The 25,018-nt window shown below is 59.7% G+C and carries 21 protein-coding genes and 1 pseudogene; 14 read left to right on the top strand and 8 right to left on the bottom strand.

What is annotated here, in order from left to right:
• Nucleotides 1–20 precede the first annotated feature (20 nt).
• The 4 genes from C9411_RS20825 to C9411_RS20810 are packed head-to-tail and all read right to left on the bottom strand — an operon-like array spanning nt 21 to nt 3,438.
• Complete coding sequence (locus tag C9411_RS20825; RefSeq protein ID WP_060417816.1) at nt 21–254, bottom strand: hypothetical protein; 234 nt, start codon at nt 252–254, stop codon at nt 21–23.
• Between the two features lie 12 nt (nt 255–266).
• The gene (locus tag C9411_RS20820) at nt 267–1,163 is read right to left on the bottom strand and encodes an AAA family ATPase (RefSeq protein ID WP_060417817.1); all 897 of its coding nucleotides are present in this window, start codon (nt 1,161–1,163) and stop codon (nt 267–269) included.
• A 15-nt stretch (nt 1,164–1,178) separates the two neighbouring features.
• Nucleotides 1,179–3,224 carry a Mu transposase C-terminal domain-containing protein gene (locus C9411_RS20815; RefSeq protein ID WP_107227837.1) on the bottom strand — a complete coding sequence of 682 codons (2,046 nt, stop codon included), beginning with the start codon at nt 3,222–3,224 and terminating at the stop codon, nt 1,179–1,181.
• A 1-nt stretch (nt 3,225) separates the two neighbouring features.
• Nucleotides 3,226–3,438: a helix-turn-helix transcriptional regulator gene (locus tag C9411_RS20810; RefSeq protein WP_060417819.1), complete on the bottom strand. Its 213-nt coding sequence runs from the start codon at nt 3,436–3,438 to the stop codon at nt 3,226–3,228.
• A 223-nt stretch (nt 3,439–3,661) separates the two neighbouring features.
• On the opposite strand from C9411_RS20810, the gene C9411_RS20805 reads away from it, so the two are divergent.
• The 3 genes and pseudogenes from C9411_RS20805 to C9411_RS20795 all read left to right on the top strand — a co-directional run.
• The gene (locus C9411_RS20805) at nt 3,662–4,060 is read left to right on the top strand and encodes a DNA-binding protein (protein WP_060417820.1); all 399 of its coding nucleotides are present in this window, start codon (nt 3,662–3,664) and stop codon (nt 4,058–4,060) included.
• Between the two features lie 16 nt (nt 4,061–4,076).
• Entirely contained in the window at nt 4,077–4,727 is a 651-nt protein-coding gene (locus tag C9411_RS20800) for an ORF6C domain-containing protein (protein ID WP_060435877.1), read from the top strand.
• 249 nt (nt 4,728–4,976) lie between these two features.
• Nucleotides 4,977–5,411: pseudogene (locus C9411_RS20795) on the top strand (GNAT family N-acetyltransferase); the annotation flags it as partial.
• Here C9411_RS20795 and C9411_RS20790 read toward each other — a convergent pair.
• Entirely contained in the window at nt 5,408–6,025 is a 618-nt protein-coding gene (locus C9411_RS20790; RefSeq protein WP_063990495.1) for a pyridoxamine 5'-phosphate oxidase family protein, read from the bottom strand. The pseudogene C9411_RS20795 and the gene C9411_RS20790 sit on opposite strands and share 4 nt — an antisense overlap.
• A gap of 68 nt (nt 6,026–6,093) precedes the next feature.
• Nucleotides 6,094–7,047 carry an aldo/keto reductase gene (locus tag C9411_RS20785; protein ID WP_107227836.1) on the bottom strand — a complete coding sequence of 318 codons (954 nt, stop codon included), beginning with the start codon at nt 7,045–7,047 and terminating at the stop codon, nt 6,094–6,096.
• Between the two features lie 272 nt (nt 7,048–7,319).
• Here C9411_RS20785 and C9411_RS20780 point away from each other — a divergent pair, with 272 nt between their 5' ends.
• The 6 genes from C9411_RS20780 to baeR are packed head-to-tail and all read left to right on the top strand — an operon-like array spanning nt 7,320 to nt 18,305.
• On the top strand, nt 7,320–8,573 hold the full coding sequence (locus C9411_RS20780) for an MdtA/MuxA family multidrug efflux RND transporter periplasmic adaptor subunit (RefSeq protein ID WP_107227835.1): 1,254 nt from the start codon (nt 7,320–7,322) through the stop codon (nt 8,571–8,573).
• Nucleotides 8,573–11,692: an MdtB/MuxB family multidrug efflux RND transporter permease subunit gene (locus C9411_RS20775; protein ID WP_107227834.1), complete on the top strand. Its 3,120-nt coding sequence runs from the start codon at nt 8,573–8,575 to the stop codon at nt 11,690–11,692. The genes C9411_RS20780 and C9411_RS20775 overlap by 1 nt, the downstream gene beginning before the upstream one ends.
• Nucleotides 11,689–14,769: a multidrug efflux RND transporter permease subunit MdtC gene (mdtC, locus tag C9411_RS20770; protein WP_107227833.1), complete on the top strand. Its 3,081-nt coding sequence runs from the start codon at nt 11,689–11,691 to the stop codon at nt 14,767–14,769. The genes C9411_RS20775 and mdtC overlap by 4 nt, the downstream gene beginning before the upstream one ends.
• 10 nt (nt 14,770–14,779) lie before the next feature.
• Nucleotides 14,780–16,210 (top strand): multidrug transporter subunit MdtD, encoded by a 1,431-nt coding sequence (gene mdtD / locus C9411_RS20765; protein WP_175089952.1) that lies wholly within the window; start codon nt 14,780–14,782, stop codon nt 16,208–16,210.
• Nucleotides 16,207–17,589: a two-component system sensor histidine kinase BaeS gene (baeS, locus tag C9411_RS20760; RefSeq protein ID WP_107227832.1), complete on the top strand. Its 1,383-nt coding sequence runs from the start codon at nt 16,207–16,209 to the stop codon at nt 17,587–17,589. Before mdtD ends, baeS begins: the two co-directional genes overlap by 4 nt.
• On the top strand, nt 17,589–18,305 hold the full coding sequence (baeR, locus tag C9411_RS20755) for a two-component system response regulator BaeR (RefSeq protein ID WP_063990502.1): 717 nt from the start codon (nt 17,589–17,591) through the stop codon (nt 18,303–18,305). The genes baeS and baeR overlap by 1 nt, the downstream gene beginning before the upstream one ends.
• 7 nt (nt 18,306–18,312) lie before the next feature.
• Here baeR and C9411_RS20750 read toward each other — a convergent pair whose 3' ends face one another.
• Complete coding sequence (locus C9411_RS20750) at nt 18,313–18,702, bottom strand: type II toxin-antitoxin system VapC family toxin (protein WP_107227831.1); 390 nt, start codon at nt 18,700–18,702, stop codon at nt 18,313–18,315.
• Between the two features lie 3 nt (nt 18,703–18,705).
• Nucleotides 18,706–18,969 (bottom strand): antitoxin, encoded by a 264-nt coding sequence (locus tag C9411_RS20745; protein ID WP_107227830.1) that lies wholly within the window; start codon nt 18,967–18,969, stop codon nt 18,706–18,708.
• Between the two features lie 338 nt (nt 18,970–19,307).
• On the opposite strand from C9411_RS20745, the gene C9411_RS20740 reads away from it, so the two are divergent.
• The 5 genes from C9411_RS20740 (at nt 19,308) to C9411_RS20720 (ending at nt 24,954) form a co-directional block, all read left to right on the top strand.
• Complete coding sequence (locus C9411_RS20740) at nt 19,308–19,646, top strand: YegP family protein (RefSeq protein ID WP_016926703.1); 339 nt, start codon at nt 19,308–19,310, stop codon at nt 19,644–19,646.
• A 177-nt stretch (nt 19,647–19,823) separates the two neighbouring features.
• Nucleotides 19,824–21,176, top strand: coding sequence for a tRNA 5-hydroxyuridine modification protein YegQ (gene yegQ, locus C9411_RS20735; RefSeq protein ID WP_063990505.1), 1,353 nt, complete (start codon nt 19,824–19,826; stop codon nt 21,174–21,176).
• A gap of 466 nt (nt 21,177–21,642) precedes the next feature.
• Nucleotides 21,643–22,548, top strand: a complete 906-nt coding sequence (gene yegS / locus C9411_RS20730; RefSeq protein WP_063990506.1) for a lipid kinase YegS — start codon at nt 21,643–21,645, stop codon at nt 22,546–22,548.
• 169 nt (nt 22,549–22,717) lie between these two features.
• A complete protein-coding gene (gene manD, locus C9411_RS20725) occupies nt 22,718–23,932 on the top strand; it encodes a D-mannonate dehydratase ManD (protein WP_049213350.1) in 1,215 nt (404 codons plus the stop codon).
• Nucleotides 23,933–23,937: 5 nt separating this feature from the next.
• Nucleotides 23,938–24,954: a Zn-dependent oxidoreductase gene (locus C9411_RS20720; RefSeq protein WP_080473415.1), complete on the top strand. Its 1,017-nt coding sequence runs from the start codon at nt 23,938–23,940 to the stop codon at nt 24,952–24,954.
• Nucleotides 24,955–25,018 lie beyond the last annotated feature (64 nt).

The following is a 25,018-nucleotide window of genomic DNA, read 5'->3' as shown; positions in this document are numbered from 1 at the left end:
TAGTCCGAAATAAAACGCAATTAACACCAGATGATGTGTGCGCCATGCCATATCGTCATTTTGACAGTACGCTTAATTCCGTTTCGTGTTTCCGTGATTTCCACGGCACCCTTTACCCAATCTTGCAGTGGTGCTTCAACTTCAATAACCGGGCGGCGAAAATTAACATGGCACTCAACAACCTTTAACCCCACACGCGCCAGACAATTCAACTTCGCCGCAATCTTCTTATTGTTTACCGTTAATTGTTCCATGCTGATGCCTCATTAACTAATTAACATGCCGGCGACTTTATCAACCATTGCCTCATCAATCGGCGTGGCGTTAATTTCGCTGGCGCGGATGGTGCCGCGTGCCAATTTGAACAACCGGCGCGCATTACCCTTTGATGCCCTGTAAAAGGCGGAAAAAACACTGTCGCTGTTCGCTTCCTCGACCATGTTGGTGAGGATAAGCTGCAGGTCTGCCTGCGGCAGTTTCTCCTGCAAGTCGAGAGCAAAGCCAACGCGGCTATAGAGCTGTGCATACTCGCCGCGCTTGCCTTTCAGGTTGAGGATCAAGCGCGGCATACCGGCCAGAACGACGCCGACACCGGCCTTGTCATGAATGCGGCGGATGACCTCCAGCGCACGGTACGGCAGGTTTTCGGCCTCATCGATAAGCACAGCACGTCCTGTGCCGCTCAGTGCGGTGATGCAGCTCTCGCTCAGCTCATGGATGGTGCCGCGCTTGCTGAGACCCAGTCGGTCGCACAGCTCCTGCAGGAGCACCAACGCGGTATAGCCGGGGTCGGCCTCAATCAAGATGGCATCACGATAGCGGCGGGCGTACTCCTTCAACATCATGGTTTTGCCCAAACCGGCCGCGCCGTAGATCACGTTGATATCGTTTTCCAGGTGCGCCATGCGAATGACTTCAAGGCCACTTTTGGCGGTAATAGTCGGCACGAAATCAATATTTAGATGGTGCAGACGGTCTTTATCAGATTCACGCTGAATAAAGCCGGACAGTTCGGATTCCAGGGTTTTAATATCGCCGCTGTATTTCCCACTCAGGAACGTGCTGATCGCCGCCGGGCTGCGACCAATGGCGCGCGCTACATGGGATTGCGTGTAGCCCTTACGGCTCATAATTTCTTCAAGCTGTACGCTTATTTTTGACATGTTTTATTCTCCAGTTCAGCGGGAATTGGTCTTCTTAAAATATTCTTCGCGTTCTGTTTCTAATAAGAACAGCGGTTTGTTATCTCGCGGCGCGGTATCCACAAACAGACTGCTAAAGTCATTCCGTTGAACTTCCAAGACTGGCCGCAGCTCGTCGTTGGCATCTTGAATAATCTTACCGGCCCGTTTAATCATGCGTTTAGCGCGTTTCTCTTTGGCCTGCTCAACGCGAGACTGAGGAACAGGGGAATGAGAGTTGCCATTCCAAATGGCCGTGCAAACATAGGTGCCATCCATTTGGCGAATAATAACTGCCTCCGGGTCGTGAATATCCATACCCACGCGCACTGACTGGCGATCGACTTCGATAAGGTCTTTGGAGAAATATTGGTTATTCCCGACACTGACCCATCCGCGCTGCGCTACGCGCTCAACTTCTGGCATAAACATCTCGCGCAGCTCGCCTTCGGTGATGTATTCGATTTCATCGCCTTCCTGCTGCAACACCAGGGCGCGATAGGCCGCCGGTGTCATGTGAGTGCCGTCAACCTTTGGTAACTCACTGTGTTCATGGTGATTGTTGTAGTTATCAATTTCGTCCTGTACAGCATCCATCAACCACTGCCACGATGGCAGGTCGCGGAACGTCCGCTGCTGCTGGGTGGTCAGCTCGTTGCCGTTGCGCAGGGCATCCGACAGGCTGATGAGATTTTTCCCTTGTATCCTGGCGGCGTTCGGGTCAACCGATCGCCCGTTATAGGTCATCGTCCGTTTGGCGATACGCTCCGGAATGACGGCGTTGAGGCGTTCGATGATGCCGCGCGCCTGCGGGTTGCCCGGTATACCGGTCATATGCTCAATACCCAGGCGCGGGAATATCCCGGTAATATCGGCGTCCAGCATTTTGTTTTTCTGGCCGCCGCCATTATCCGAATAAACAAATAACGGCTTACCGAAATGCTTCATACCAAAGCGGTATGCATCCGCAACACCCATCGCGTTCTCTGACAGCGATAAACTCCAGCCGACGACAAAACGTGTCCGGCCATCAATAACCATGGTCAGCTCTGGCGTGAATGGTCGCCCGTGAATCGGGTGGGCCACCTTCATATCCATGGATTTACCATCGCTGATCCAGATGCCATTGACCGGCATCTGCGCCCAGTCGCGCTTGGAATACACCTCGTAAGCCTTCTTGGCCGAGCCGGAAACACGTCCCTGGACGCGAGAGCACAGCGGCAACTGGTTAACCCGGCGCAAAACGGCGTAGTAAGACGGTATCGCTTTACGCATGGCTGGCTCCGCGTGGTAGACCTCGTGCCATTCCCGACGGAAAGAGCGGTAAGCCTCGCGCACGCTGGGGCCGTTCCTATTGGCGTAGTGAGGCCAGAACATGCCGTAAAACCATGATGCATCCTCGGGCTTTTTGCGCTTGTTCTGCCCTGGTGCCAGCATGGCCAGACGCTCCAGGCCGGGCTGGGTCGCCTGAAAAATGGAAACCCACTCCTGCAGGCTGCTGCGGCTAATGCCAACCCGCGAACCCTTGCGGGCGTTGGCCAGGTCTGCCGCCGCCATCAAGTTCTCTGGCAGTGAGCCATCGCGCGAACCACCCACGATGTAATTCACTGCAGAGAGGCGGGACAGGCCTGCATTGCGCAGCCGTTCCACCTCAGACGCCAGCAACGCACGGGCATCCGCGATGGCTTTCTGGTCGTCAGTCAGGCCGCAAACCTCGCGCTCGACCAGCGCAGGACATTGGCGCATCAGCTCCAGTTCCTGGCGCGGTTTGATACGAGAATTGAGTTTCGAGCTTGCTAGCAAAGCCGGTACTTCTGCTCGGGTTTGTATCAAATCATTGTAATGACGTTCGCGTAAGGCCAGTTGCAACTCATTGGGTAAACAATCCAATTGAAATTCGTAAGCAACACCTTTAACCCCACTTTTTTGTCTGGAAGTCCAATTCTCTTTTTTGGCTCTCCGGAGTACGGAGCTTATAGCGGAAGGAAACCCCGGTAATCCGGCGATCTCCTTTGCTGTAACCCAGTTGCGAAGAGAAGCCATATCAATATCTCCCTGGCCAGATTTCTTGTGGAGTCATTCCGATCGCTTCAGCGATTATTTTTTCAGCTTTTGGATAGGGCTTATCCAAGGCGTTCTTCAATGTGTATGGGGATAAGTTGTGAACGCGTCCCAAACTTGAAAGTGACAGGTTCTTTTTACGAAGCGCCGCCACTATGTCAGCCCTGTGCATGTTTGCTCTTTTTTCAATTTTCATTTCATGCCATCCTTAAAAGTTAACTAACTAGGTAGCACTGATAGTACCCATCTAGCTACAGGTAAAAGATACTTTCATTGCGTTGTCGTTGCAAGTTGCGCGACGAAATAAAATTAATGGAAATTCTTAAATTTCAATCATCCAATTGATTTTTATGTGATTAATTTTTTCGTTGCATCATTAGCACCGCCACGAAAAACGCAACAAAACGGGGTGTTTTGTGATGGCAGTTAACGAGTGGTTTTCAGCGAGTGAATTGGCAGGGTTACCAGGGCTACCCGGTGACAAGAGTAGTGTTAACAGAAAAGCTAATAAGGAGGACTGGAAGAGGCGTCAGAGGAAAGGGGTCAAGGGGGTGGCGTTTGAGTTTCACATTACCTCACTCCCACCTGAGACCCAGGAAGCGTTAGGAGTTGAGGCCACCATCGATTCCGAAGGTGAAATCGACACAGAAGCGCTATCGAAAATCATTGAAGCGATCGAGATTTTATTGAGCAGTAGGACTAAGCAGATTTCACCGGCAACAAAAGCCAAAGTCATCGCCATTCTTTATCGCGCATTTAAATCAAGCAATATCATTGACATAAAGTTAATCAGAGAAACTTTAGAGCTTGTAGCCTAACATCTGGAGCCACCTTATGAAGGATGACAAAATTGTACACTTGGGCAAGAGAAGAAAGTCTCTTGAGGACGAGCTTCTCGAAATTGCGAAAACTATTAGTAATGATACCCCACCTGATGAAGTAGGTGAACTAACTGATAAATCAATCATTTATGTTAATGGTGCGGGTAATGTGGTTGGTAGCGGCAATACAGTAAATAACGTATTTAATCTTGATCGAACTATAAAAAAGCAAGTTCATGTAAAAACAGGTGACGGCGTTGTTAACGCCAATCAGAAGCATGACATAAAAAGTCTTGTTTATGAGTGGGTTGATATGCATAACTCGATAAAAAAATCACCACTTTCTTACAACGTCGCATGGTCTCGTCTAAATAAGCACCTGAAAGTTAACAGCTATCACGAAATAAGATCTGATGACTTCTCCAAAGCTATCAAGTACCTACGCACTCAGATGGGCATTCTTCGGCGGATGGCATCTGCTCCTAAAAAAGTGTCTGACTGGAGGAAGGAAATTATTAAATCCATTCAGGCAAGATGCACGGAAAAGGGGTGGCAAGAATGGCGAAAACTGCATATGGATAAAAAATTCAGCAAGTCATCCATGACAGAACTCACTGATGCTGAGCTGCAGCAACTTTACCAAACGGTCTGGAGTAAAAAGTAACCTGGTTAGTGGCGTTTACAGGGCTAATTGTTACTGCTTTAATAAACGTTCTAAAGGCTTTTAAACGCCACTAAAGATCCAAACAAAGCTGGATCACAATAGTCCAGTTTTTATTGCAATAATCTTCTTTTTTTACCATTTTCATTCTAAGAGTCCAGAATCTTCAGAATCCTTCGAAATGCCCGCCGTGCAAGGTTTCCCGGCTCACCAGATGTCCCCTTAGACAGTCCAGAAACGATCACCACCCCACAGGAAAGTCGCGCGCAGGCCGAACGCATCCGCGCATTCATGGAACAACACGGCTGGGGGCTGTGGGCGGTGGAAGTGAAAAACGGTGCGCCCTTTATCGGGTTTGTCGGGCTGGCGCGGCCGGGCGACGATCTGCCTTGCTCCCCCTGCGTGGAGATTGGCTGGCGGCTGGCGGCGGCCCACTGGGGCAACGGCTACGCCGCTGAAGCGGCGCGCGCGGCGCTGGCGTGCGCCTTCGACACGCTTCACTTGCCGGAAGTGGTGTCCTTCACCGCCGAAGAGAATCAGCCGTCGCGCCGGGTGATGACACGCATCGGCATGCAGTTTGACGGCGAAACCTTCCTGCATCCACGGCTGCCGGCGGGCCATCCGCTGCAAAAGCACGTCTTGTACCGGCTGAACCGACAAAGGTGGCGCGAACGCCACGGCGATTAATACAGCGTATCCTTCAGTCGCTGCGGCAGCGCGCTGTCGTACTCCTCACCGTCGAAGCGCGTTTGGCTCACCGCGGCCAAAATATGGCCGGGGCTGGGCAGCGCCGAACGTTCGAGGCGGCTACCCTCTTCCCAGAGTCCCGAACGCAAGATCGCCCGGCTGCACTGGAAGAACACCGCCTCTACCCGAATGCGCAGCACCGAACGCGGCAGCTGGTTGCGGTGGGCGAAGCGCTGCAGCACCGCCGGCGCCACCACGATATCCGCCCGCCCGTTAATCCGCAGCGTTTCGCCGATGCCGGGGATCAGCAGCAGCAGCGCCACCCGGTTGTCGTGCAGGATATTGCGCAGGCTGTCGATGCGGTTATTGCCGCGCCGGTCCGGCAGCAGCAGGGTTTTCTCGTCTTCGATATGGATAAAACCGGCCGGATCGCCGCGCGGGGAGACATCCATGCCGTCCGGGCCGACCGTCGAGAGGGCGGCAAACGGCGCCGCCTCGATAAACGGGCGGTACGCCGGGTGGATATAGCTGACTTCTTTAAAAACCGAGGGAGCGGCGGGTTTGCCGTAAAGCTGTTCCAGCGTCGCGAGGTCGTTAATGATATCACCAGACATTGCGGGTTCCTGAATGGGCCATGTTGACCCCTTCAGCATAGAGCAAAATCGCCGCCGGGTAACATCCCCTACTCGGCGCTGGCGTGGTTCAGCGCCTGGATGTCGTCCGCATCCAGCGTCAGGCGGGTGGCGCTGACCAACTCATCCAGCTGCGGCAACGAGGTAGCACTGACGATCGGCGCGGTGATGCTCGGGCGCGCAATCAGCCAGGCCAGCGAGACCTGTGCCGGGGAGGTGCCGTGCTTGCCGGCCACCTGATCCAGCGCCGCCAGAATGCGGAAACCGCGCGGGTTAAGGTAGCGTTCGACGATGCGATCGCCGCGCTGGCTTTTGCCCTCGTCCGCTTTGCTGCGGTATTTGCCGGTCAGGAAGCCGCTGGCCAGCGCGAAGAAGTTGATCACCCCGAGCCCATGGCGCTGCGCCACGCCTTCCAACTCGGCTTCATAGCCTTCACGCGCGTACAGGTTATATTCCGGCTGCAGGGTTTCGTAACGCGCCAGCCCGTTGCTTTCGCTCACCCGCAGCGCCTCTTCCAGACGGTCCGCCTGATAGTTGGAGGCGCCGATCGCCCGCACCTTGCCGGCCTTAATCAGCGCATCGAACGCCGCCAACGTCTCTTCCAACGGCGTATCGCGGTCGTCGTCGTGCGACTGATAGAGGTCGATGTAGTCGGTTTGCAGGCGGCGCAGCGAGTCCTCCACCGCCTGCTGAATATAGCGCGGCGACAGCCCCTGTTTGCCTTCGCCCATCGGTTTGCCCACCTTGGTGGCGATGATCACCTGGTCGCGCTTGCCGCTCTTCTTGAGCCATTCGCCGATGACGGTTTCCGATTCGCCGCCCCGGTTGCCCGGCACCCAGCTGGAATAGACATCGGCGGTATCGATAAAGTTAAGTTGATTGTCCACCAGCGCATCCAGCAGGCTGAAAGAGGTCGCCTGATCCGCCGTCCAGCCGAACACGTTGCCGCCAAAGGTCAACGCCGGCACCTGAATGCCCGAACGGCCCAGTTGTTTCTTGCTCATGACAAAGACTCCATGGGTTAAATGATTCGCCTGTTAATTATTAGCGCCAAATACAGGAAATCGTTAAAACGTATTGGCTATAAGCCGGAATAAATCACTTATAAACATAGCACGCTCAAATCACCCACTTATTAAGACAATGCTGACGGTTCCTCCATATTTCCTTCATTTTTATGCCGTCTTCGCTGGCTAAACTAGTATCCTGTAAGGAGTGTCATTTTTGTGGCAATGAGTGCCCGCGCCCCTGCCTTTTGGAGAGAATTTTCACCACCATGAATGCAAAACCCCAACGTCGTTCCCTGCTGCTGCGCCTGCTGGTTGCGGCGATTGCGATCATCGTCGCCGTTCTGGCCTGGCGCCATTTCAGCGCCGCCCAACCGACCGCCGGGACGACGCCGGGTGCGCACCAGGCCGCCGGTAAAACGGGAGCCGGCCGCGCCGCGGGCGGCAGACGCGGCGCGCCGATGTCGCCGGTGCAGGTGGCGACCGCCACCCGCCAGACGGTGCCACGCTATCTTTCCGGCTTGGGCACCGCCACCGCCGCCAATACCGTGACCGTCACCAGCCGGGTCGATGGCCAACTGATGGCGATCCACTTTACCGAAGGCCAGCAGGTCAAAGCCGGCGATCTGCTGGCGGAAATCGATCCCCGGCCGTTCCAGGTTCAGTTGACCCAGGCTCAGGGGCAGTTGGCAAAAGATCAGGCCACGCTGGCCAACGCCCGGCGCGACCTGGCGCGCTATCAACAACTGGTGAAAACCAATCTGGTTTCCCGCCAGGAGCTGGATACGCAGGCCTCGCTGGTGCAGCAGACCGAAGGCGCGATCAAGGCCGATCAGGGCGCGGTCGACAGCGCCAAACTGCAGATCACCTACAGCCGCATCACTGCGCCAATCGACGGCCGCGTCGGCCTGAAACTGGTCGACGTCGGCAACTATGTCACCAGCGGCAGCACCACCGGTCTGGTGGTGATCACGCAGACGCACCCGATCGACGTGGTGTTCACGCTGCCCGAAGGCAACATCGCCGATCTGCTCAAGGCGCAAAAAGCCGGGCCGGTGAGCGTCGAAGCCTGGGACCGCACCAACCAGAACAAGCTGACGACCGGTTCGCTGCTGAGCCTGGACAACCAAATTGATACCACCACCGGCACCATCAAGCTGAAAGCGCGCTTCACCAACGAAGATGACGCGCTGTTCCCCAACCAGTTCGTCAACGCGCGGCTGCAGGTGGATACCCTGCACGATGCGGTGGTGATTCCGACCGCCGCGCTGCAGATGGGCAACGAGGGCAACTTCGTCTGGACGCTCGGTGAAGACAACAAGGTCAGCAAACATCGGGTCACCGCCGGCGTGCAGGACAGCCGGCAGGTGGTGATCAGCGCCGGCCTCAACGCCGGCGATCGGGTGGTGACCGACGGCATCGATCGCCTGACCGAAGGCATGCAGGTGGAAGTGCTCGCGCCGAGCGAAGCGCCGGCGGCGGCCAACGCCAAGCGCGAACCTGACGTTCAGAGGAAGTCCTGATGCAGGTGATGCCTCCCAACGCCGGCGGCGGTCCGTCCCGCCTGTTTATTCTGCGTCCGGTCGCCACCACGCTGCTGATGATGGCGATATTGCTGGCGGGGATTATCGGCTATCGCGCGCTGCCGGTGTCCGCCCTGCCGGAGGTGGATTACCCCACCATCCAGGTGGTGACGCTGTACCCCGGCGCCAGCCCGGACGTGGTGACCTCCGCCATTACCGCGCCGCTGGAACGCCAGTTCGGCCAGATGTCCGGCCTGAAGCAAATGGCGTCGCAAAGCTCCGGCGGCGCCTCGGTGGTCACCCTGCAGTTCCAGTTGGCGCTGCCGCTCGACGTCGCGGAGCAGGAAGTGCAGGCGGCGATTAACTCCGCCACCAACCTGCTGCCGACCGATCTGCCCTACCCGCCGATCTACAGCAAGGTTAACCCCGCCGATCCGCCGATCCTGACGCTGGCCGTGACCTCCACCGCCATGCCGATGACGCAGGTGGAAGACATGGTGGAAACTCGCGTGGCGCAAAAAATTTCTCAGGTAACCGGCGTCGGCCTGGTGACGCTGGCCGGCGGCCAACGCCCGGCGGTGCGCGTAAAATTGAACGCCGCGGCGGTCGCCGCCTATGGCCTGAACAGTGAAACCATCCGCGCCGCCATCAGCAACGCCAACGTCAACTCGGCGAAAGGCAGCCTTGACGGCCCGACCCGATCGGTCACCCTGTCCGCCAACGACCAAATGAAATCTGCCGACGACTATCGCCAGCTGATCGTCGCCTATCAGAACGGCGCGGCGATCCGCCTGCAGGATATCGCCACCATTGAACAAGGGGCGGAAAACACCCGGCTGGCGGCTTGGGCCAACAAGCAACAGGCGATCGTGCTGAACATCCAACGCCAGCCCGGCGTCAACGTCATCACCACCGCCGACAGCATCCGCGAAATGCTGCCGACGCTGATTAAAAGCCTGCCCAAGTCGGTCGACGTCAAGGTGTTGACCGATCGCACCACCACCATCCGCGCCTCGGTCAGCGACGTGCAGTTCGAGCTACTGCTGGCGATCGCGCTGGTGGTGATGGTGATCTACGTGTTCCTGCGCAACGTGCCGGCGACCATTATCCCCAGCGTGGCGGTGCCGCTGTCGCTGGTCGGCACCTTCGCCGCCATGTACTTCCTCGGCTTCTCCATCAACAACCTGACGCTGATGGCGCTGACCATCGCCACCGGCTTCGTGGTGGACGACGCCATCGTGGTGATCGAGAACATCTCGCGCTATATCGAGAAAGGGGAAAAACCGCTCGACGCCGCACTGAAAGGCGCCGGCGAGATCGGCTTCACCATCATCTCGCTGACCTTCTCGCTGGTGGCGGTGCTGATCCCGCTGCTGTTCATGGGCGACATCGTCGGCCGCCTGTTCCGCGAGTTCGCCGTCACGCTGGCGGTGGCGATATTGATCTCCGCCGTGGTGTCGCTGACGCTGACGCCGATGATGTGCGCACGCATGCTCAGCCACGAATCGCTGCGCAAGCAGAACCGTTTTTCCGCCGCCTCCGAACGCTTTTTCGACCGGGTGATCGCGCAATACGGCAAGTGGTTGAAAACGGTGCTTAACCATCCCTGGCTGACGCTCGGCGTGGCCGTGGGCACCCTGGCGCTGACGGTATTGCTGTACCTGCTGATCCCGAAAGGTTTCTTCCCGGTGCAGGACAACGGCATCATTCAGGGCACGCTGGAGGCGCCGCAGAGCGTCTCGTTCAGCAATATGGCCGAGCGCCAGCAGCAGGTCGCGGCGCAGATCCTCAAAGATCCGGCGGTGGAGAGCCTGACGTCGTTCGTCGGCATCGACGGCAGCAACGCCACGCTCAACAGCGGCCGGCTGCAGATCAACCTGAAGCCGCTGAGCGAACGCAGCGACCGCATTCCGGCGATCATCAACCGCCTGCAGCAGCAAACGGCGCAGTTCCCCGGCGTGAAGCTGTATCTGCAGCCGGTGCAGGATCTGACCATCGATACCCAAGTCAGCCGCACCCAGTACCAATTCACCCTGCAGGCGATGTCGCTGGACGATCTCAGCCTGTGGGTGCCGCAGCTGATGGATGAGCTGAAGCAAACCCCGCAGTTGGCGGACGTCACCAGCGACTGGCAGGATCAGGGGCTGGTGGCCTACGTCAACGTCGATCGCGATTCGGCCTCCCGCCTTGGCGTCACCATGAGCGACGTGGACAATGCGCTGTACAACGCGTTCGGCCAGCGCCTGATCTCCACCATCTACACTCAGGCCAACCAATACCGCGTGGTGCTGGAGCACGACGTCAGCGCGACGCCGGGGCTGGCGGCGCTCAATGAGATCCGTCTGAGCGGCAACGACGGCGCCGTGGTGCCGCTGAGCGCCATCGCCAAAATCGAAGAGCGCTTCGGCCCGCTGTCGGTCAACCATCTCGATCAGTTCCCGTCGGCCACCGTTTCGTTCAACGTCGCCGACGGCTACTCGCTCGGCGAGGCGGTGGACGCGGTCACCCAGGCGGAAAAAAATCTCAACATGCCAAGGGACATCACCACCCAATTCCAGGGAGCGACCCTGGCCTTCCAGGCGGCGCTCGGCAGCACGCTGTGGCTGATTTTGGCGGCGGTGGTGGCGATGTACATCGTGCTGGGCGTGCTGTATGAAAGCTTCATTCATCCGGTCACCATCCTCTCTACCCTGCCGACCGCCGGGGTCGGCGCGCTGCTCGCGCTCATGATGGCCGGCAGCGAGCTGGACGTGATCGCCATCATCGGCATCATCCTGCTGATCGGCATCGTGAAGAAGAACGCCATCATGATGATCGACTTCGCGCTGGCGGCGGAACGCGAACAGGGTTTATCGCCGCGCGACGCCATCTATCAGGCCTGCCTGCTGCGTTTTAGGCCGATCCTGATGACCACGCTGGCGGCCTTGCTCGGCGCGCTGCCGCTGATGCTGAGCACCGGCGTCGGCGCGGAGCTGCGGCATCCGCTTGGCGTCTGTATGGTCGGCGGTTTGATCATGAGCCAGATCCTGACGCTGTTCACCACGCCGGTGATCTACCTGCTGTTTGACAAACTGGCGCGCAACACGCATCGCCAGCCGGATACGCAGGAGCTGCCGTGAAATTCTTCGCCCTGTTCATTCACCGGCCGGTGGCCACCACCCTGCTGACGCTGGCCATCGCCATCAGCGGCGCGATCGGCTTTCGCCTGCTGCCGGTGTCGCCGCTGCCGCAGGTGGACTTTCCGGTGATTTCGATCAGCGCGTCGCTGCCGGGCGCCTCGCCGGAAACCATGGCATCCTCGGTGGCGACGCCACTGGAGCGCGCGCTGGGCCGCATCGCCGGGGTTAACGAAATGACCTCGATGAGTTCGCTCGGCAGTACCCGGGTCATTTTGCAGTTCGATCTCGATCGCGACATCAACGGCGCCGCGCGCGATGTGCAGGCGGCGATCAACGCCGCACAAAGCCTGCTGCCGACCGGCATGCCGAGCCGCCCCAGCTACCGCAAGGTCAACCCTTCCGACGCGCCGATCATGATCCTGACGCTGACCTCGGACACCTACAGCCAGGGGCAGCTGTACGATTTCGCCTCCACCCAGCTGGCGCAGAAGATCAGCCAGACCGAGGGCGTCGGCGACGTTTCCGTGGGCGGCAGCTCGCTGCCGGCGGTGCGGGTCGAGCTGAACCCTTCGGCGCTGTTCAATCAGGGCGTGTCGCTGGATACCGTACGGCAAGCCATCGCCAACGCCAACGTGCGCCGCCCGCAGGGCGCCGTGGAAAACCCGCAGCAGCGCTGGCAGATCCAGGCCAACGATGCGCTGAAAACCGCCGATGCCTACCGTCCACTGATCATTCATTACAACAACGGCTCGGCGGTGCGTTTAGCCGACGTGGCCGAGGTTAAAGACTCGGTGCAAGACGTGCGCAACGCCGGGATGACCGACGCCAAACCGGCGATCATTCTGGCCATCAGCCGTGCGCCGGACGCCAACATCATCGAAACCGTCGATCGCATTCGCGCCGAGCTGCCCGCCCTGCAGGAAAATATCCCGGCCTCAATAAAACTCAACGTCGCGCAGGATCGTTCGCCGACCATTCGCGCGTCGCTGGCCGAGGTCGAACAGTCGCTGGCGATCGCCATCGGGTTGGTGATCCTGGTGGTGTTCATCTTCCTGCGCTCCGGGCGCGCCACGCTGATCCCGGCGGTCGCCGTGCCGGTGTCGCTGATCGGCTCGTTCGCCGCCATGTATCTGTGCGGGTTCAGCCTCAATAACCTGTCGCTGATGGCGCTGACCATCGCCACCGGCTTTGTGGTGGACGACGCCATCGTGGTGCTGGAAAACATTTCCCGCCACGTCGAGGCCGGCATGAAACCGATCAACGCCGCGCTGCTGGGCGCGCGGGAAGTCGGCTTCACCGTGCTGTCGATGAGCGTTTCGCTGGTGGCGGTGTTTATCCCGCTGCTGTTGATGGAAGGCCTGCCGGGGCGCCTGTTCCGCGAGTTCGCCGTCACCCTGTCGGTATCGATCGGGCTGTCGCTCATCGTCTCGCTGACGCTCACGCCGATGATGTGCGCCTACCTGCTGCGCCACCAGCCGCCGCGTTCGCAGCGGCGGGCGCGCGGCTTCGGCAAAATGCTGCTGGCGCTGCAGCAGGGCTACGGACGCTCGCTGAACTGGGTGCTCGGCCACTCGCGCTGGGTGCTGGTGGTGTTCCTCGCCACCCTTGCGCTCAACGTCTGGCTGTATATCAGCATCCCGAAAACCTTCTTCCCGGAACAGGATACCGGGCGCCTGATGGGTTTTATCCAGGCCGACCAAAGCATTTCGTTCCAGGCGATGCGCGGCAAACTGGAAGACTTCATGAAAATCGTGCGCGAAGATCCGGACGTGGAAAACGTCACCGGTTTTACCGGCGGCTCGCGCACCAACAGTGGTTCGATGTTCATCTCACTGAAACCCCTGTCGGTACGCAGCGACGACGCGCAGAAATTGATCGCCCGCCTGCGCGCTCGCCTGGCCAAAGAACCGGGTGCCAGCCTGTTTCTGATGGCGGTGCAGGATATCCGCGTCGGCGGCCGGCAGGCCAACGCCAGCTACCAATATACGCTGCTGGCGGACGATCTCGCCGCGCTGCGCGAATGGGAGCCGAAGATCCGCACCGCGCTGGCCGCATTGCCCGAGCTGGCGGACGTCAACTCGGATCAGCAGGATAAAGGCTCGGAAATGGATCTGGTCTACGATCGCGAAACCATGGCGCGCCTCGGCATTTCGGTATCCGACGCTAACAACCTGCTGAACAACGCCTTCGGCCAGCGGCAGATTTCGACCATCTATCAACCGCTCAACCAATACAAAGTCGTGATGGAAGTGGCGCCGCCCTACACCCAGGACGTGAGCTCGCTGGACAAAATGTTCATCATCAACAACGAAGGTAAGGCGATACCGCTCTCCTACTTCGCCAGTTGGCGGCCGGCCAACGCGCCGCTGTCGGTCAACCATCAGGGGCTGTCCGCCGCCTCGACCATCTCCTTTAACCTGCCGGACGGCGGCAGCCTGTCGGACGCCACCGCTGCGGTAGAGCGCACCATGACTCAGCTCGGCGTGCCGTCTACGGTGCGCGGCGCGTTCGCCGGCACCGCCCAGGTGTTCCAGGACACCCTGAAGTCGCAGCTGATCCTGATCCTGGCGGCGATCGCCACGGTGTATATCGTGCTCGGCGTGCTGTATGAGAGCTATATCCATCCGCTGACCATCCTTTCCACGCTGCCTTCCGCCGGCGTGGGGGCGCTGCTGGCGCTCGAGCTGTTCGGCGCGCCGTTCAGCCTGATCGCGCTGATAGGCATCATGCTGTTGATCGGCATCGTGAAGAAAAACGCCATCATGATGGTCGACTTCGCGCTCGAGGCGCAGCGCAACGGCGGCATCAGCGCCCGCGAGGCGATTTTCCAGGCCAGCCTGCTGCGGTTCCGGCCGATCATGATGACCACGCTGGCGGCGTTGTTCGGCGCGCTGCCGCTGGTGCTGACCAGCGGCGACGGCGCGGAGCTGCGCCAGCCGCTCGGCATCACCATCGCCGGTGGCCTGGTGATGAGCCAGCTGCTGACGCTGTACACCACCCCGGTGGTCTACCTTTACTTCGACCGGCTGCAGGCGAAGTTCCGCCGCAACAAGCAACTGGCCCCGCTGCCCCATTAATGGCCGACCGATGCTGATGAAACACGCCGCCACGGTACGCTGGCAACTCTGGATAGTGGCATTCGGCTTCTTTATGCAGACGCTGGATACCACTATCGTCAACACCGCCCTGCCCTCAATGGCCGCCAGCCTGGGGGAGAACCCGCTGCGCATGCAGTCGGTGATCGTCTCCTATGTGCTGACGGTGGCGGTGACGCTGCCGGCCAGCGGCTGGCTGGCGGACAAGGTCGGCGTACAGCGGGTGTTTTTCAGCGCCATCCTGCTGTTCACCCTCGGCTCCCTCCTTTGCGCCCGTTCGGAAACCCTGAACGAACTGATCGCCTCGCGCGTGATTCAGGGCATCGGCGGCGCGATGATGGTGCCGGTCGGGCGCCTGACGGTGATGAAGATCGTGCCGCGCGAGCAGTACATGGCGGCGATGACCTTCGTGACGCTGCCGGGCCAGATCGGCCCGCTGATGGGGCCGGCGCTGGGTGGCTTCCTGGTACAATATGCCAGCTGGCATTGGATTTTCCTGATCAACATTCCGGTGGGCATCGTGGGCGCCATAGCCACGCTGCTGCTGATGCCCAACTACCAAATGCAGACCCGCCGCTTCGATCTCAGCGGCTTTATCCTGCTGGCGATCGGCATGGCGTCGCTGACGCTGGCGCTCGACGGCCACAAAGGCATGGGGCTCTCCGGCGGCGCCATCGCCGGTCTGGTGGCGCTGGGCGTGGCGGCGCTGTTGGGGTATGTTTGGCATGCCTACGGCAATAGCCGCGCCCTGTTCTCACTGCGGCTGCTGCGCACCCCGACTTACAAGATCGGGCTGCTGGCCAGCCTGCTGGGGCGCATCGGCAGCGGCATGCTGCCGTTCATGACGCCGCTGTTTCTGCAGGTGGGCATGGGCTTTACGCCGTTCCACGCCGGGCTGATGATGATCCCGATGATCATCGGCAGCATGGGCATGAAGCGCATCGTGGTGCAGGTGGTCAACCGCTTCGGCTATCGCAACGTGCTGGTGGCCGCCACGCTGCTGCTGGCGCTGGTCAGCCTGAGCTTCCTGCTGGCGGCGATGCTCGGCTGGCTGTGGCTGCTGCCGGTGGTGCTGTTTTTCCAGGGGATGGTCAACTCACTGCGCTTCTCGGCGATGAACACCCTGACGCTGAAAGATCTGCCGGACCGGCTGGCCAGCAGCGGCAACAGCCTGTTGTCGATGGTCATGCAGCTGTCGATGAGCCTTGGCGTCAGCGTCGCCGGCATCTTGATCGGCAGCTTCGCCCATCATCAGGTGGTGGCCGATAGCCCGGCCATTCACGGCGCATTTATTTACAGTTACTGCTGTATGGCGTTGATTATCGCTCTGCCCGCGCTGGCCTTCGCGCGCGTGCCGGCCGATAGCGCGCCCAACCGCACGCTGACCAAAGAGCCGGGTACCGGCTCAACGAGGTTGCAATGAGGATAGGCATTACCGGGAAACTGTTCCTGGCCATTTTCGCTACCTGCATGCTGGTGTTGATCACCATGCATTGGGGGGTGCGCGTCAGCTTTGAGCGCGGCTTTATCGATTACATCAAGAGCAGCAACGAGCAGCGCATCAACATGCTGAGCGAAGCGCTGGAGGAACAGTACAGCCATCATGGCAACTGGATATTCCTGCGCAACAACGATCAGGTGGTCTACCAAATCATGCGTTCGTTCGAGCAAAATAGCGACAGCAGTCACAATCTGCCGCCCAAGGGCTGGCGCACCCAGTTTTGGGTGGTGGACAGCCAGTTCAATCGCTTGGTCGGGCATTCGGGCCCCTTGCCGAAGGAGGGGCCACGCCACCCAATCCGCTACAACAACGAGATCGTCGGCTGGGTGCTCACCACCCCGGTCGAGCGTCTGACGCGCAATACCGACATCAACTTCGATCGCCAGCAGCGGCGCACCAGTTGGATTATCGTCGCGCTCTCCACCCTGTTGGCGGCGGCGGTGACCTGGTTGCTGTCGCGCGGCATGCTGGCTCCGGTCAAGCGCCTGGTGGCCGGCACCCACCGCCTGGCGGCGGGCGATTTCACCACCCGCGTGGCGGTCAGCAGCCAGGATGAACTGGGCCGGCTGGCGCACGACTTCAACCAGTTGGCCACCTCGCTGGAAAAAAACGAACAGATGCGCCGCGCCTTTATGGCCGACGTATCGCATGAGTTGCGCACGCCGTTGGCGGTGCTGCGCGGCGAACTGGAAGCGCTGCAGGACGGCGTGCGCCAGCCGACGCCGGCGTCGCTCAGCTCGCTGCAGGCCGAGGTATCCACCTTGACCAAACTGGTCGACGATCTGCATCAGCTGTCGCTCTCCGATCTCGGCGCGCTGGCCTATCGCAAGTCGTCGGTGGACTGCGTGCACCTGGTGCAGATCGCCGTCGCTGCCTTCCGTGAACGCTTCCGCGCCAAAGGGCTGGATATCGTCACCCATCTGCCGGCCCAGGCGCCGCTGTTCGGCGATCCCGATCGCCTGAACCAGCTGTTCAATAACCTGTTGGAAAACAGCCTGCGTTACACCGACGCCGGCGGCCGGCTGGAGATCGGCGCCGAGCTGCAGCCGGGGCGCCTGATCCTCTACTGGCAGGACAGCGCGCCGGGCATCAGCGATCAGCAGCTGAAGCGCATTTTCGAACGTTTCTACCGAGCGGAGGGTTCACGCAACCGCGCCAGCGGCGGTTCCGGGCTGGGGCTGGCGATCTGCCACAACATCGTGGAAGCGCACGACGGGAAAATCCGCGCCGAGCATTCGCCTTTAGGCGGCGTGCGCATTACAGTAGAATTTGCTACCCCGATAAAAAATAAGGCGCCCTGATGGACATTCAGAATCAACCCGTGCAGATCATGATTGTTGAAGATGAGCCCAAGCTGGGCCAGCTGCTGGTGGATTATCTGCAGGCGGCGGGCTACGCCACCCGCTGGCTGACCAACGGCAACGAGGTGGTGCCGACCGTGCACCAGCATCCACCGGCGCTGATCTTGCTCGACCTGATGTTGCCGGGCGCCGACGGGCTGACGGTGTGCCGCGAGCTGCGCCGCTTCAGCGACGTGCCCATCGTGATGGTGACGGCGAAAATCGAAGAGATTGACCGCCTGTTGGGGCTGGAGATCGGCGCCGACGATTACATCTGCAAACCCTACAGCCCGCGCGAAGTGGTGGCACGGGTGAAAACCATTCTGCGCCGCAGCTATCGGCCGCAGGAGAACGCGCGGGAAGATGACCTGCTGCACATCGATGAACCGCGCTTCCAGGCCAGCTATCAGGGGCAGTTGCTGGATCTGACGCCGGCGGAATTCCGCCTGCTGAAAACGCTGGCCAGCCAGCCGGGCAACGTATTTTCTCGCGAGCAGCTGCTGAACAACCTGTACGACGACTACCGGGTGGTCACCGATCGCACCATCGACAGCCACATCAAAAACCTGCGCCGCAAGCTGGAACTGATCGACGGGGAAAAATCCTTTATCCGCTCGGTATACGGCGTGGGCTACCGCTGGGAAGCCGAGCCCTGCCGGCTGATGAATGGGATTTAGAGGATAATTAGCGCGTCCAGTCTTCAACCGCCAACCCGGGCACCAGGGTAAAAGCGCGATCGTTGGTCACCAGCGTCGCGCCACGGCTCTGCGCGTGAGCGGCGATCAGTTGATCCAGCGCGCCCATGATTTTGCCCCTTCTCTCCATGTTTGCCCGCATTTCACCGTAGCAGCGGGAGGCCTCGCTATCCCATGCATAGACCGTCACCGCGGCAAGAAAGGCCTCGACCGCGCTTTGCAAAGCCTTGTTCCGCCGTTTAGCGACACCGTAAAGCAGTTCCGCCTCCGTTACGCTGGAAATGCATACTGCAGAAGGCGGGTGCTTTTCCATGATGTTAAGCACCTGCGGATGCTGCCGAAACAAGTGGCTGATGGTATTGGTATCAAACATGTACATCGCCTACTCTTCCTCTGAGAATGGATCGCGGCCTGCAACCCCTTGCTGACGATCCTCCACGCCAAGAAACTCTTGCGGCACCGGCGTTTGAGCGATAATGCTCAGCAGCGGTGCCCAGCTGTCCGACTTTGCCGGATATTTGGATAAAATCACGTTGCCCTCCCGATCGCGACGGATATAGACACGATCCGTATCAAATTCAAATTCCACCGGTAACCTCACCGCCTGATTTCTGCCGTTTTTAAACAGCTTTGCGATTCTTTCCATCCAGACACCTCCACAGCAGGCATAGGCCAAAGCATATGCCTGTAGCGTGTCGATGCCAAGATGTACCGCTCATTTTTTATCCACATTCACGAAACGGCCAAACAGTAACGTGCTATCTCACGGGTTGAAACCCTGTTCCCCTCGTTATGCGGCGCACTGCGCAATCATCGCGCCTTTCCTTAGCTTCCCGTGCGGCGGCGGGCTCACCGAATGAAAACTCCGCGCCGGCGCAAAAAAACTGCGCATTTTTTCGACTAAGCTGCTGTGAGGTTTAGCCGCCGATTTTCAAGCGATTGGCTACACTTACATCACGAATCGGAACCTACAGGAGAAGAACCATGGCAATCGGTCATTACGAGCTGAAAAAAGCAAAGAACGGACAGTACCACTTCAACCTGAAAGCCAGTAACGGCGAGATCATTCTGGCCAGCGAGATGTATGCCAGCAAAGCCTCGGCGGAGAACGGCATCGCCTCGGTGCAGACCAACTCGCCGCATGAAGCGCAGTACGAACTGAAGCACAGCGCCAGCAATCAGCCCTATTTTGTGCTGAAAGCCAAGAACCATCAGGTAATCGGCGTCAGCGAAATGTACAGCTCCGAAAGCGCGGCCAAAAACGGTATCCAGTCGGTGACGAAAAACGGCCCGACCACCGATATCCGCGATTTGAGCGCCTGATCCCCGTTTCGCCCGCGCGGTGGCGGCCACCGCGCGTTTTCCGTTTGACCGGGATCAATCTCCCCTGAATAAATCCGGTTAACTGCTGATTTCTTGCCGCGCTGCGGCTACAATCCCCCGCTTTTACTGCGCCATCAGGTGGCGCGGTGCTGACCTGAAATCAGACCGAGACACACTATGTTTACACCGGAACTTCTCTCCCCGGCCGGAACGCTGAAAAACATGCGTTACGCCTTCGCCTACGGCGCCGATGCGGTTTACGCCGGCCAGCCGCGCTACAGCCTGCGGGTGCGCAACAACGAGTTCAACCACGAGAATCTGGCGCAGGGCATCAACGAAGCCCATGCGCTGGGCAAAAAATTCTACGTGGTGGTGAACATCGCCCCGCACAACGCCAAGTTGAAAACCTTCCTACGCGATCTGAAGCCGGTTATCGATATGGGTCCGGATGCGCTGATCATGTCCGATCCTGGCCTTATCATGATGGTGCGCGAGGCCTTCCCGCAGATGGACATCCACCTGTCGGTGCAGGCCAACGCCGTTAACTGGGCGACGGTGAAGTTCTGGAAGCAAATGGGCCTGACCCGCGTGATCCTCTCGCGCGAGCTGTCGCTGGAAGAGATTGCCGAAATCCGCGCCGAAGTGCCGGACATGGAGCTGGAGATCTTCGTCCACGGCGCGCTGTGCATGGCCTACTCCGGCCGCTGCCTGCTGTCCGGCTACATCAACAAGCGCGATCCTAACCAGGGTACCTGCACCAATGCTTGCCGCTGGCAGTACAAAGCGGAGGAAGGCAAAGAGGACGACACCGGCAATATCGTGCACCTGCACGAACCGATCCCGGTGCAGACCGTCGAGCCGACGTTGGGCATCGGCGCGCCGACCGACAAGGTGTTCATGCTGTCTGAAGCGCAAAAGCCAGGCGAATATATGAGCGCCTTCGAAGACGAACACGGCACCTACATCATGAATTCCAAGGATCTGCGCGCCATCCAGCACGTGGAGCGCCTGACGCAGCTCGGCGTGCACTCGCTGAAGATCGAAGGCCGCACCAAGTCCTTCTACTACTGCGCACGCACCGCCCAGGTCTACCGCCGCGCCATCGACGACGCGGCCGCCGGCAAACCCTTCGATCCGACCCTGCTCACCACGCTGGAAGGCCTGGCGCACCGCGGCTATACCGAGGGTTTCCTGCGCCGCCACGTGCACGAAGCGCAGCAGAATTACGACTACGGCTCCTCGCTCTCCGAACGCCAGCAGTTCGTCGGCGAATTCACCGGCGTGCGCCGCGATGGCTGGGCGGAAGTTGACGTGAAGAATAAGTTCGCGCTCGGCGACAGCGTCGAGATGATGACGCCCGGCGGCAACGTGGTGTTCACCCTCGAAAGCATGCAAAATAAGAAAGGCGAACCGATTGAGGTGGCGCCGGGCAACGGCCATATCGTTTATTTGCCGATCCCGCAGGATATCGATCTCAATTATGCGTTGCTGATCCGCAATTTGGCGGAAGAAAATAGCGCCGGGGCATAAAAATGAATCGCCGCCATTCGGCGGCGATTTTTAGCAAATATTAGAATTGGATCACATCAATGTGCGCGCAGCTTGGTTACTATCACGCTGCTTAAAACGAACAACGAAAATATTTGCATAGCAATACTAGGAACCACCTCCTTAGCCGGCCCAATCTCCCTTGGGCTGGCTTTTTCTTTATGGGCACGCCTATTTTTTTTGACGCGCCTATTTCCATAACTTATTCCCGTTATCCGTTTTAATAATAATAATCACGCCGCTTCGATATATAAATAACGCTACAGCGATTAATCCTCCCGTCTTTAAAACCTGGCTTATTTCCGCGTAAGATTCAGATAAATTCGCCTTGCTTCATATTCACTGAACGCCGGGAAATAACCGGAATTAGTTGAATATTCTGATGGCCTGGTGGCGGCGGCTGGTTTATCTTGAGGCATTCTTGGTTTTCCGCCGGAGGAGATCGGCAATGCCTCAACACTCACATGCCCCAGCCCTGCTTATCATCAACGGCAAAGGCGCCGGTAACGAAGAGCTGCGTCAGGCGGTCAAACGCCTGCGCGCAGAGCAAATCACGCTGCACGTGCGCGTGACCTGGGAGCACGGCGACGCCGCGCGCTATGTCGCGGAAGCTGCACAGCTCGGCGTCGGCACCGTCGTCGCCGGCGGCGGTGACGGCACCATCAACGAAGTGGCCGCCGCGCTGGTGCAGTTGCCGGCGCACGGCCGGCCGGCGCTCGGTATTCTGCCGCTCGGCACCGCCAACGACTTCGCCATGGCCTGCAACATTCCCCCTTCGCCGGAACAGGCGCTGCAGCTGGCGATCAAAGGCCGCTCGGTGCCTATCGATCTGGCGAAGGTCAACGGCGAACGCTACTTCATCAACATGGCCACCGGCGGCTTCGGCACCCGCATCACCACCGAAACGCCGGAGAAGCTGAAGGCGGCACTGGGCGGCGTATCCTACTTCGTGCATGGCTTGCTGCGCATGGATACGCTGCAGGCCGACCGCTGTGAGATCCGCGGGCCGGACTTCCGCTGGGCGGGCGAGGCGCTGGTGATCGGCATCGGCAACGGCAAACAGGCCGGCGGCGGCCAGGAACTGTGCCCCAGCGCGCTGATCAACGACGGCCTGCTGCAGCTGCGCCTGCTGATCGCCGATGAACTGCTGCCGGCGCTGGTCGCCGCCCTGTTCAACGACGAAGAGAGCAACAGCATCCTCAGTGCGGCGCTGCCGTGGCTCGAGATCGACGCGCCGCATGAGATGACCTTCAACCTCGACGGCGAGCCGCTCAAGGGCCGCCATTTCCGCATCGAAGTGTTGCCGCAGGCCATCGAATGTCGCCTGCCGCCTAACTGCGCCCTGCTGGGCTGACCTTGTCGGGCGCAGCCGCTGCGCCCCGCTTTTTCCCCCTCCGCTTATCCGCTTCCACTCGCGATCAAATGTGATCCTCTCCGGCAAAATCATTAATTCATACTTGTATGGTAGTTAGTTCATGGCGTATTTTCGCGCTATCTCTCCGCAGCTACAGGATGTGAAGGTTATGAAAATCGTCAACGCCGAGGTGTTCGTCACCTGCCCGGGGCGCAACTTTGTCACGCTGAAGATCACCACCGATGACGGCATCGTCGGCCTCGGTGACGCCACGCTGAACGGGCGTGAACTGTCGGTGGCCTCTTACCTGAAAGATCACCTCTGCCCGCAGCTGATCGGCCGCGACGCGCAGCGGATCGAAGACCTCTGGCAATTCTTCTACAAAGGCGCTTACTGGCGGCGCGGCCCGGTGACCATGTCGGCCATTTCCGCCGTCGACATGGCGCTGTGGGACATCAAGGCCAAGGCCGCCAACATGCCGCTGTATCAGCTGTTGGGCGGCGCGTCGCGCTCGGGAGTGATGGTGTATTGCCACACCACCGGCCACTCGATCGACGAGGTGCTCGACGACTACGCCAAACATAAAGAGCAAGGCTTCAAGGCGATCCGCGTTCAATGCGGCGTACCGGGCATGAAAACCACCTACGGCATGGCCAAGGGCAAAGGCCAGGCCTATGAGCCGGCCACCAAGGGCGACTGGCCGGAAGAGCAGCTGTGGTCGACGGAAAAATACCTCGATTTCACCCCCAAATTGTTCGACGCGGTGCGCAACAGGTTCGGCTTCAACGAACACCTGCTGCACGACATGCACCACCGCCTGACGCCGATCGAAGCGGCGCGCTTCGGCAAAAGCGCCGAGCCGTATCGCCTGTTCTGGATGGAAGATCCGACGCCGGCGGAAAACCAGGCCTGTTTCCGCCTGATCCGCCAGCATACCGTCACGCCGATCGCCGTCGGCGAGGTGTTCAACAGCATCTGGGACTGCAAACAGCTGATTGAAGAGCAGCTGATCGACTATATCCGCACCACCCTGACGCACGCGGGCGGCATTACCGGCATGCGGCGCATCGCCGACTTCGCCTCGCTGTATCAGGTGCGCACCGGCTCCCACGGCCCTTCCGATCTGTCGCCGATCTGCATGGCGGCGGCGCTGCATTTCGATCTGTGGGTGCCGAACTTCGGCGTGCAGGAATACATGGGCTATTCCGAGCAGATGCTCGAGGTGTTCCCGCACAGCTGGACGTTCGACGACGGCTATATGCATCCGGGCGACAAGCCGGGCATCGGCATCGAGTTCGATGAGAAGCTGGCGGCCCGTTACCCGTATGAACCGGCCTACCTGCCGGTCGCGCGTCTGGAGGATGGCACCTTATGGAACTGGTAAACACCATGCGCAGCGTCGTGATCGAACAGCCCGGGCGCCTGACGCTGCAGACGCGCGCGCTGCCGCAGCCGGCGGCCGGCGAAGTGCGGGTCAAGGTGAAATTCGCCGGCATCTGCGGCTCCGACGTCCATATCTATCACGGCCATAACCCGTTCGCCCGCTATCCGCGGGTGATCGGCCACGAGTTCTTCGGCCTGATCGAGGCGCTGGGCGAAGGCGTCGATCCGGCGCGCCTCGGCGAACGCGTCTCGGTAGACCCGGTGGTGAGCTGCGGCCACTGCTATCCCTGTTCGGTCGGCCGCCCTAACGTCTGCACCTCGCTGCAGGTGATCGGCGTACACCGCGACGGCGGCTTCAGCGACTACGCCTGCGTGCCGGCGCGCAACGCCTATCCGGTCCCGCCCGCCATCAGCGATCGCCACGCCGCGATGATCGAACCCTTCACCATCGCCGCCAACATCACCGCCCATCTGCAACCGCGCCCCGACGACATCGCGCTGATCTACGGCGCCGGGCCGATGGGGCTCACGGTGATCCAGACGCTGAAAGGCGTGTACGGCGTCAAGCAGGTGTGGGTCGTCGATCGCATCGCCGAGCGGCTGGACATGGCGCGGGCCAACGGCGCCGACGAGACGTTCAACAACGCCGAGGCCGCATTGCCGCAGGCGCTGCAGCAGCGTGGCATTCAGCCGACGCTGATCGTCGATGCCGCCTGTCACCCCACCATTTTGCCGGAGGCGATCAATCTTGCCTCGCCGGCGGCGCGCATCGGCATCATGGGCTTTTCCGGCGACGCCTGCACCCTGACCCAGCAGAGCATCACCAGCAAGGAGCTGTCGATCTTCTCCTCGCGCCTGAACAGCGCGCGCTTCCCGCAGGTGATCGGCTGGATGGCGGACGGCAAGCTAGACCCGCAGCGGCTGCTCACCCACTGCGTGCCCGCCGACGACGTCGAACGGGCGATGCTGATGTTCGAGCGGGATCAGCGCACCTGCTGCAAGGTGCTGCTGCAGTTCGAGTAACGCCAAGGCCGCATCGGGGCATTGGGCGGCACCCGCCGCCCGTGCAAACAACGAAGCATCACGA

The organism is Serratia sp. Nf2 (genome assembly GCF_003028435.1).
GTDB classification, from domain to species: domain Bacteria; phylum Pseudomonadota; class Gammaproteobacteria; order Enterobacterales; family Enterobacteriaceae; genus Serratia; species Serratia marcescens_L.
Note: the sequence above shows the minus strand (reverse complement) of the source record. Positions and strands in the feature narration are given on the sequence as shown.

Bases quoted from the DNA above. Each gene is read 5' to 3' on its own strand.
- C9411_RS20825 (WP_060417816.1), bottom strand. From the start codon at position 254: ATGGAACAATTAACGGTAAACAATAAGAAGATTGCGGCGAAGTTGAAT.
- C9411_RS20820 (WP_060417817.1), bottom strand. From the start codon at position 1,163: ATGTCAAAAATAAGCGTACAGCTTGAAGAAATTATGAGCCGTAAGGGC.
- C9411_RS20815 (WP_107227837.1), bottom strand. From the start codon at position 3,224: ATGGCTTCTCTTCGCAACTGGGTTACAGCAAAGGAGATCGCCGGATTA.
- C9411_RS20810 (WP_060417819.1), bottom strand. From the start codon at position 3,438: ATGAAAATTGAAAAAAGAGCAAACATGCACAGGGCTGACATAGTGGCG.
- C9411_RS20805 (WP_060417820.1), top strand. From the start codon at position 3,662: ATGGCAGTTAACGAGTGGTTTTCAGCGAGTGAATTGGCAGGGTTACCA.
- C9411_RS20800 (WP_060435877.1), top strand. From the start codon at position 4,077: ATGAAGGATGACAAAATTGTACACTTGGGCAAGAGAAGAAAGTCTCTT.
- C9411_RS20790 (WP_063990495.1), bottom strand. From the start codon at position 6,025: ATGTCTGGTGATATCATTAACGACCTCGCGACGCTGGAACAGCTTTAC.
- C9411_RS20785 (WP_107227836.1), bottom strand. From the start codon at position 7,047: ATGAGCAAGAAACAACTGGGCCGTTCGGGCATTCAGGTGCCGGCGTTG.
- C9411_RS20780 (WP_107227835.1), top strand. From the start codon at position 7,320: ATGAATGCAAAACCCCAACGTCGTTCCCTGCTGCTGCGCCTGCTGGTT.
- C9411_RS20775 (WP_107227834.1), top strand. From the start codon at position 8,573: ATGCAGGTGATGCCTCCCAACGCCGGCGGCGGTCCGTCCCGCCTGTTT.
- mdtD (WP_175089952.1), top strand. From the start codon at position 14,780: ATGCTGATGAAACACGCCGCCACGGTACGCTGGCAACTCTGGATAGTG.
- baeS (WP_107227832.1), top strand. From the start codon at position 16,207: ATGAGGATAGGCATTACCGGGAAACTGTTCCTGGCCATTTTCGCTACC.
- baeR (WP_063990502.1), top strand. From the start codon at position 17,589: ATGGACATTCAGAATCAACCCGTGCAGATCATGATTGTTGAAGATGAG.
- C9411_RS20750 (WP_107227831.1), bottom strand. From the start codon at position 18,702: ATGTACATGTTTGATACCAATACCATCAGCCACTTGTTTCGGCAGCAT.
- C9411_RS20745 (WP_107227830.1), bottom strand. From the start codon at position 18,969: ATGGAAAGAATCGCAAAGCTGTTTAAAAACGGCAGAAATCAGGCGGTG.
- C9411_RS20740 (WP_016926703.1), top strand. From the start codon at position 19,308: ATGGCAATCGGTCATTACGAGCTGAAAAAAGCAAAGAACGGACAGTAC.
- yegQ (WP_063990505.1), top strand. From the start codon at position 19,824: ATGTTTACACCGGAACTTCTCTCCCCGGCCGGAACGCTGAAAAACATG.
- yegS (WP_063990506.1), top strand. From the start codon at position 21,643: ATGCCTCAACACTCACATGCCCCAGCCCTGCTTATCATCAACGGCAAA.
- manD (WP_049213350.1), top strand. From the start codon at position 22,718: ATGAAAATCGTCAACGCCGAGGTGTTCGTCACCTGCCCGGGGCGCAAC.
- C9411_RS20720 (WP_080473415.1), top strand. From the start codon at position 23,938: ATGCGCAGCGTCGTGATCGAACAGCCCGGGCGCCTGACGCTGCAGACG.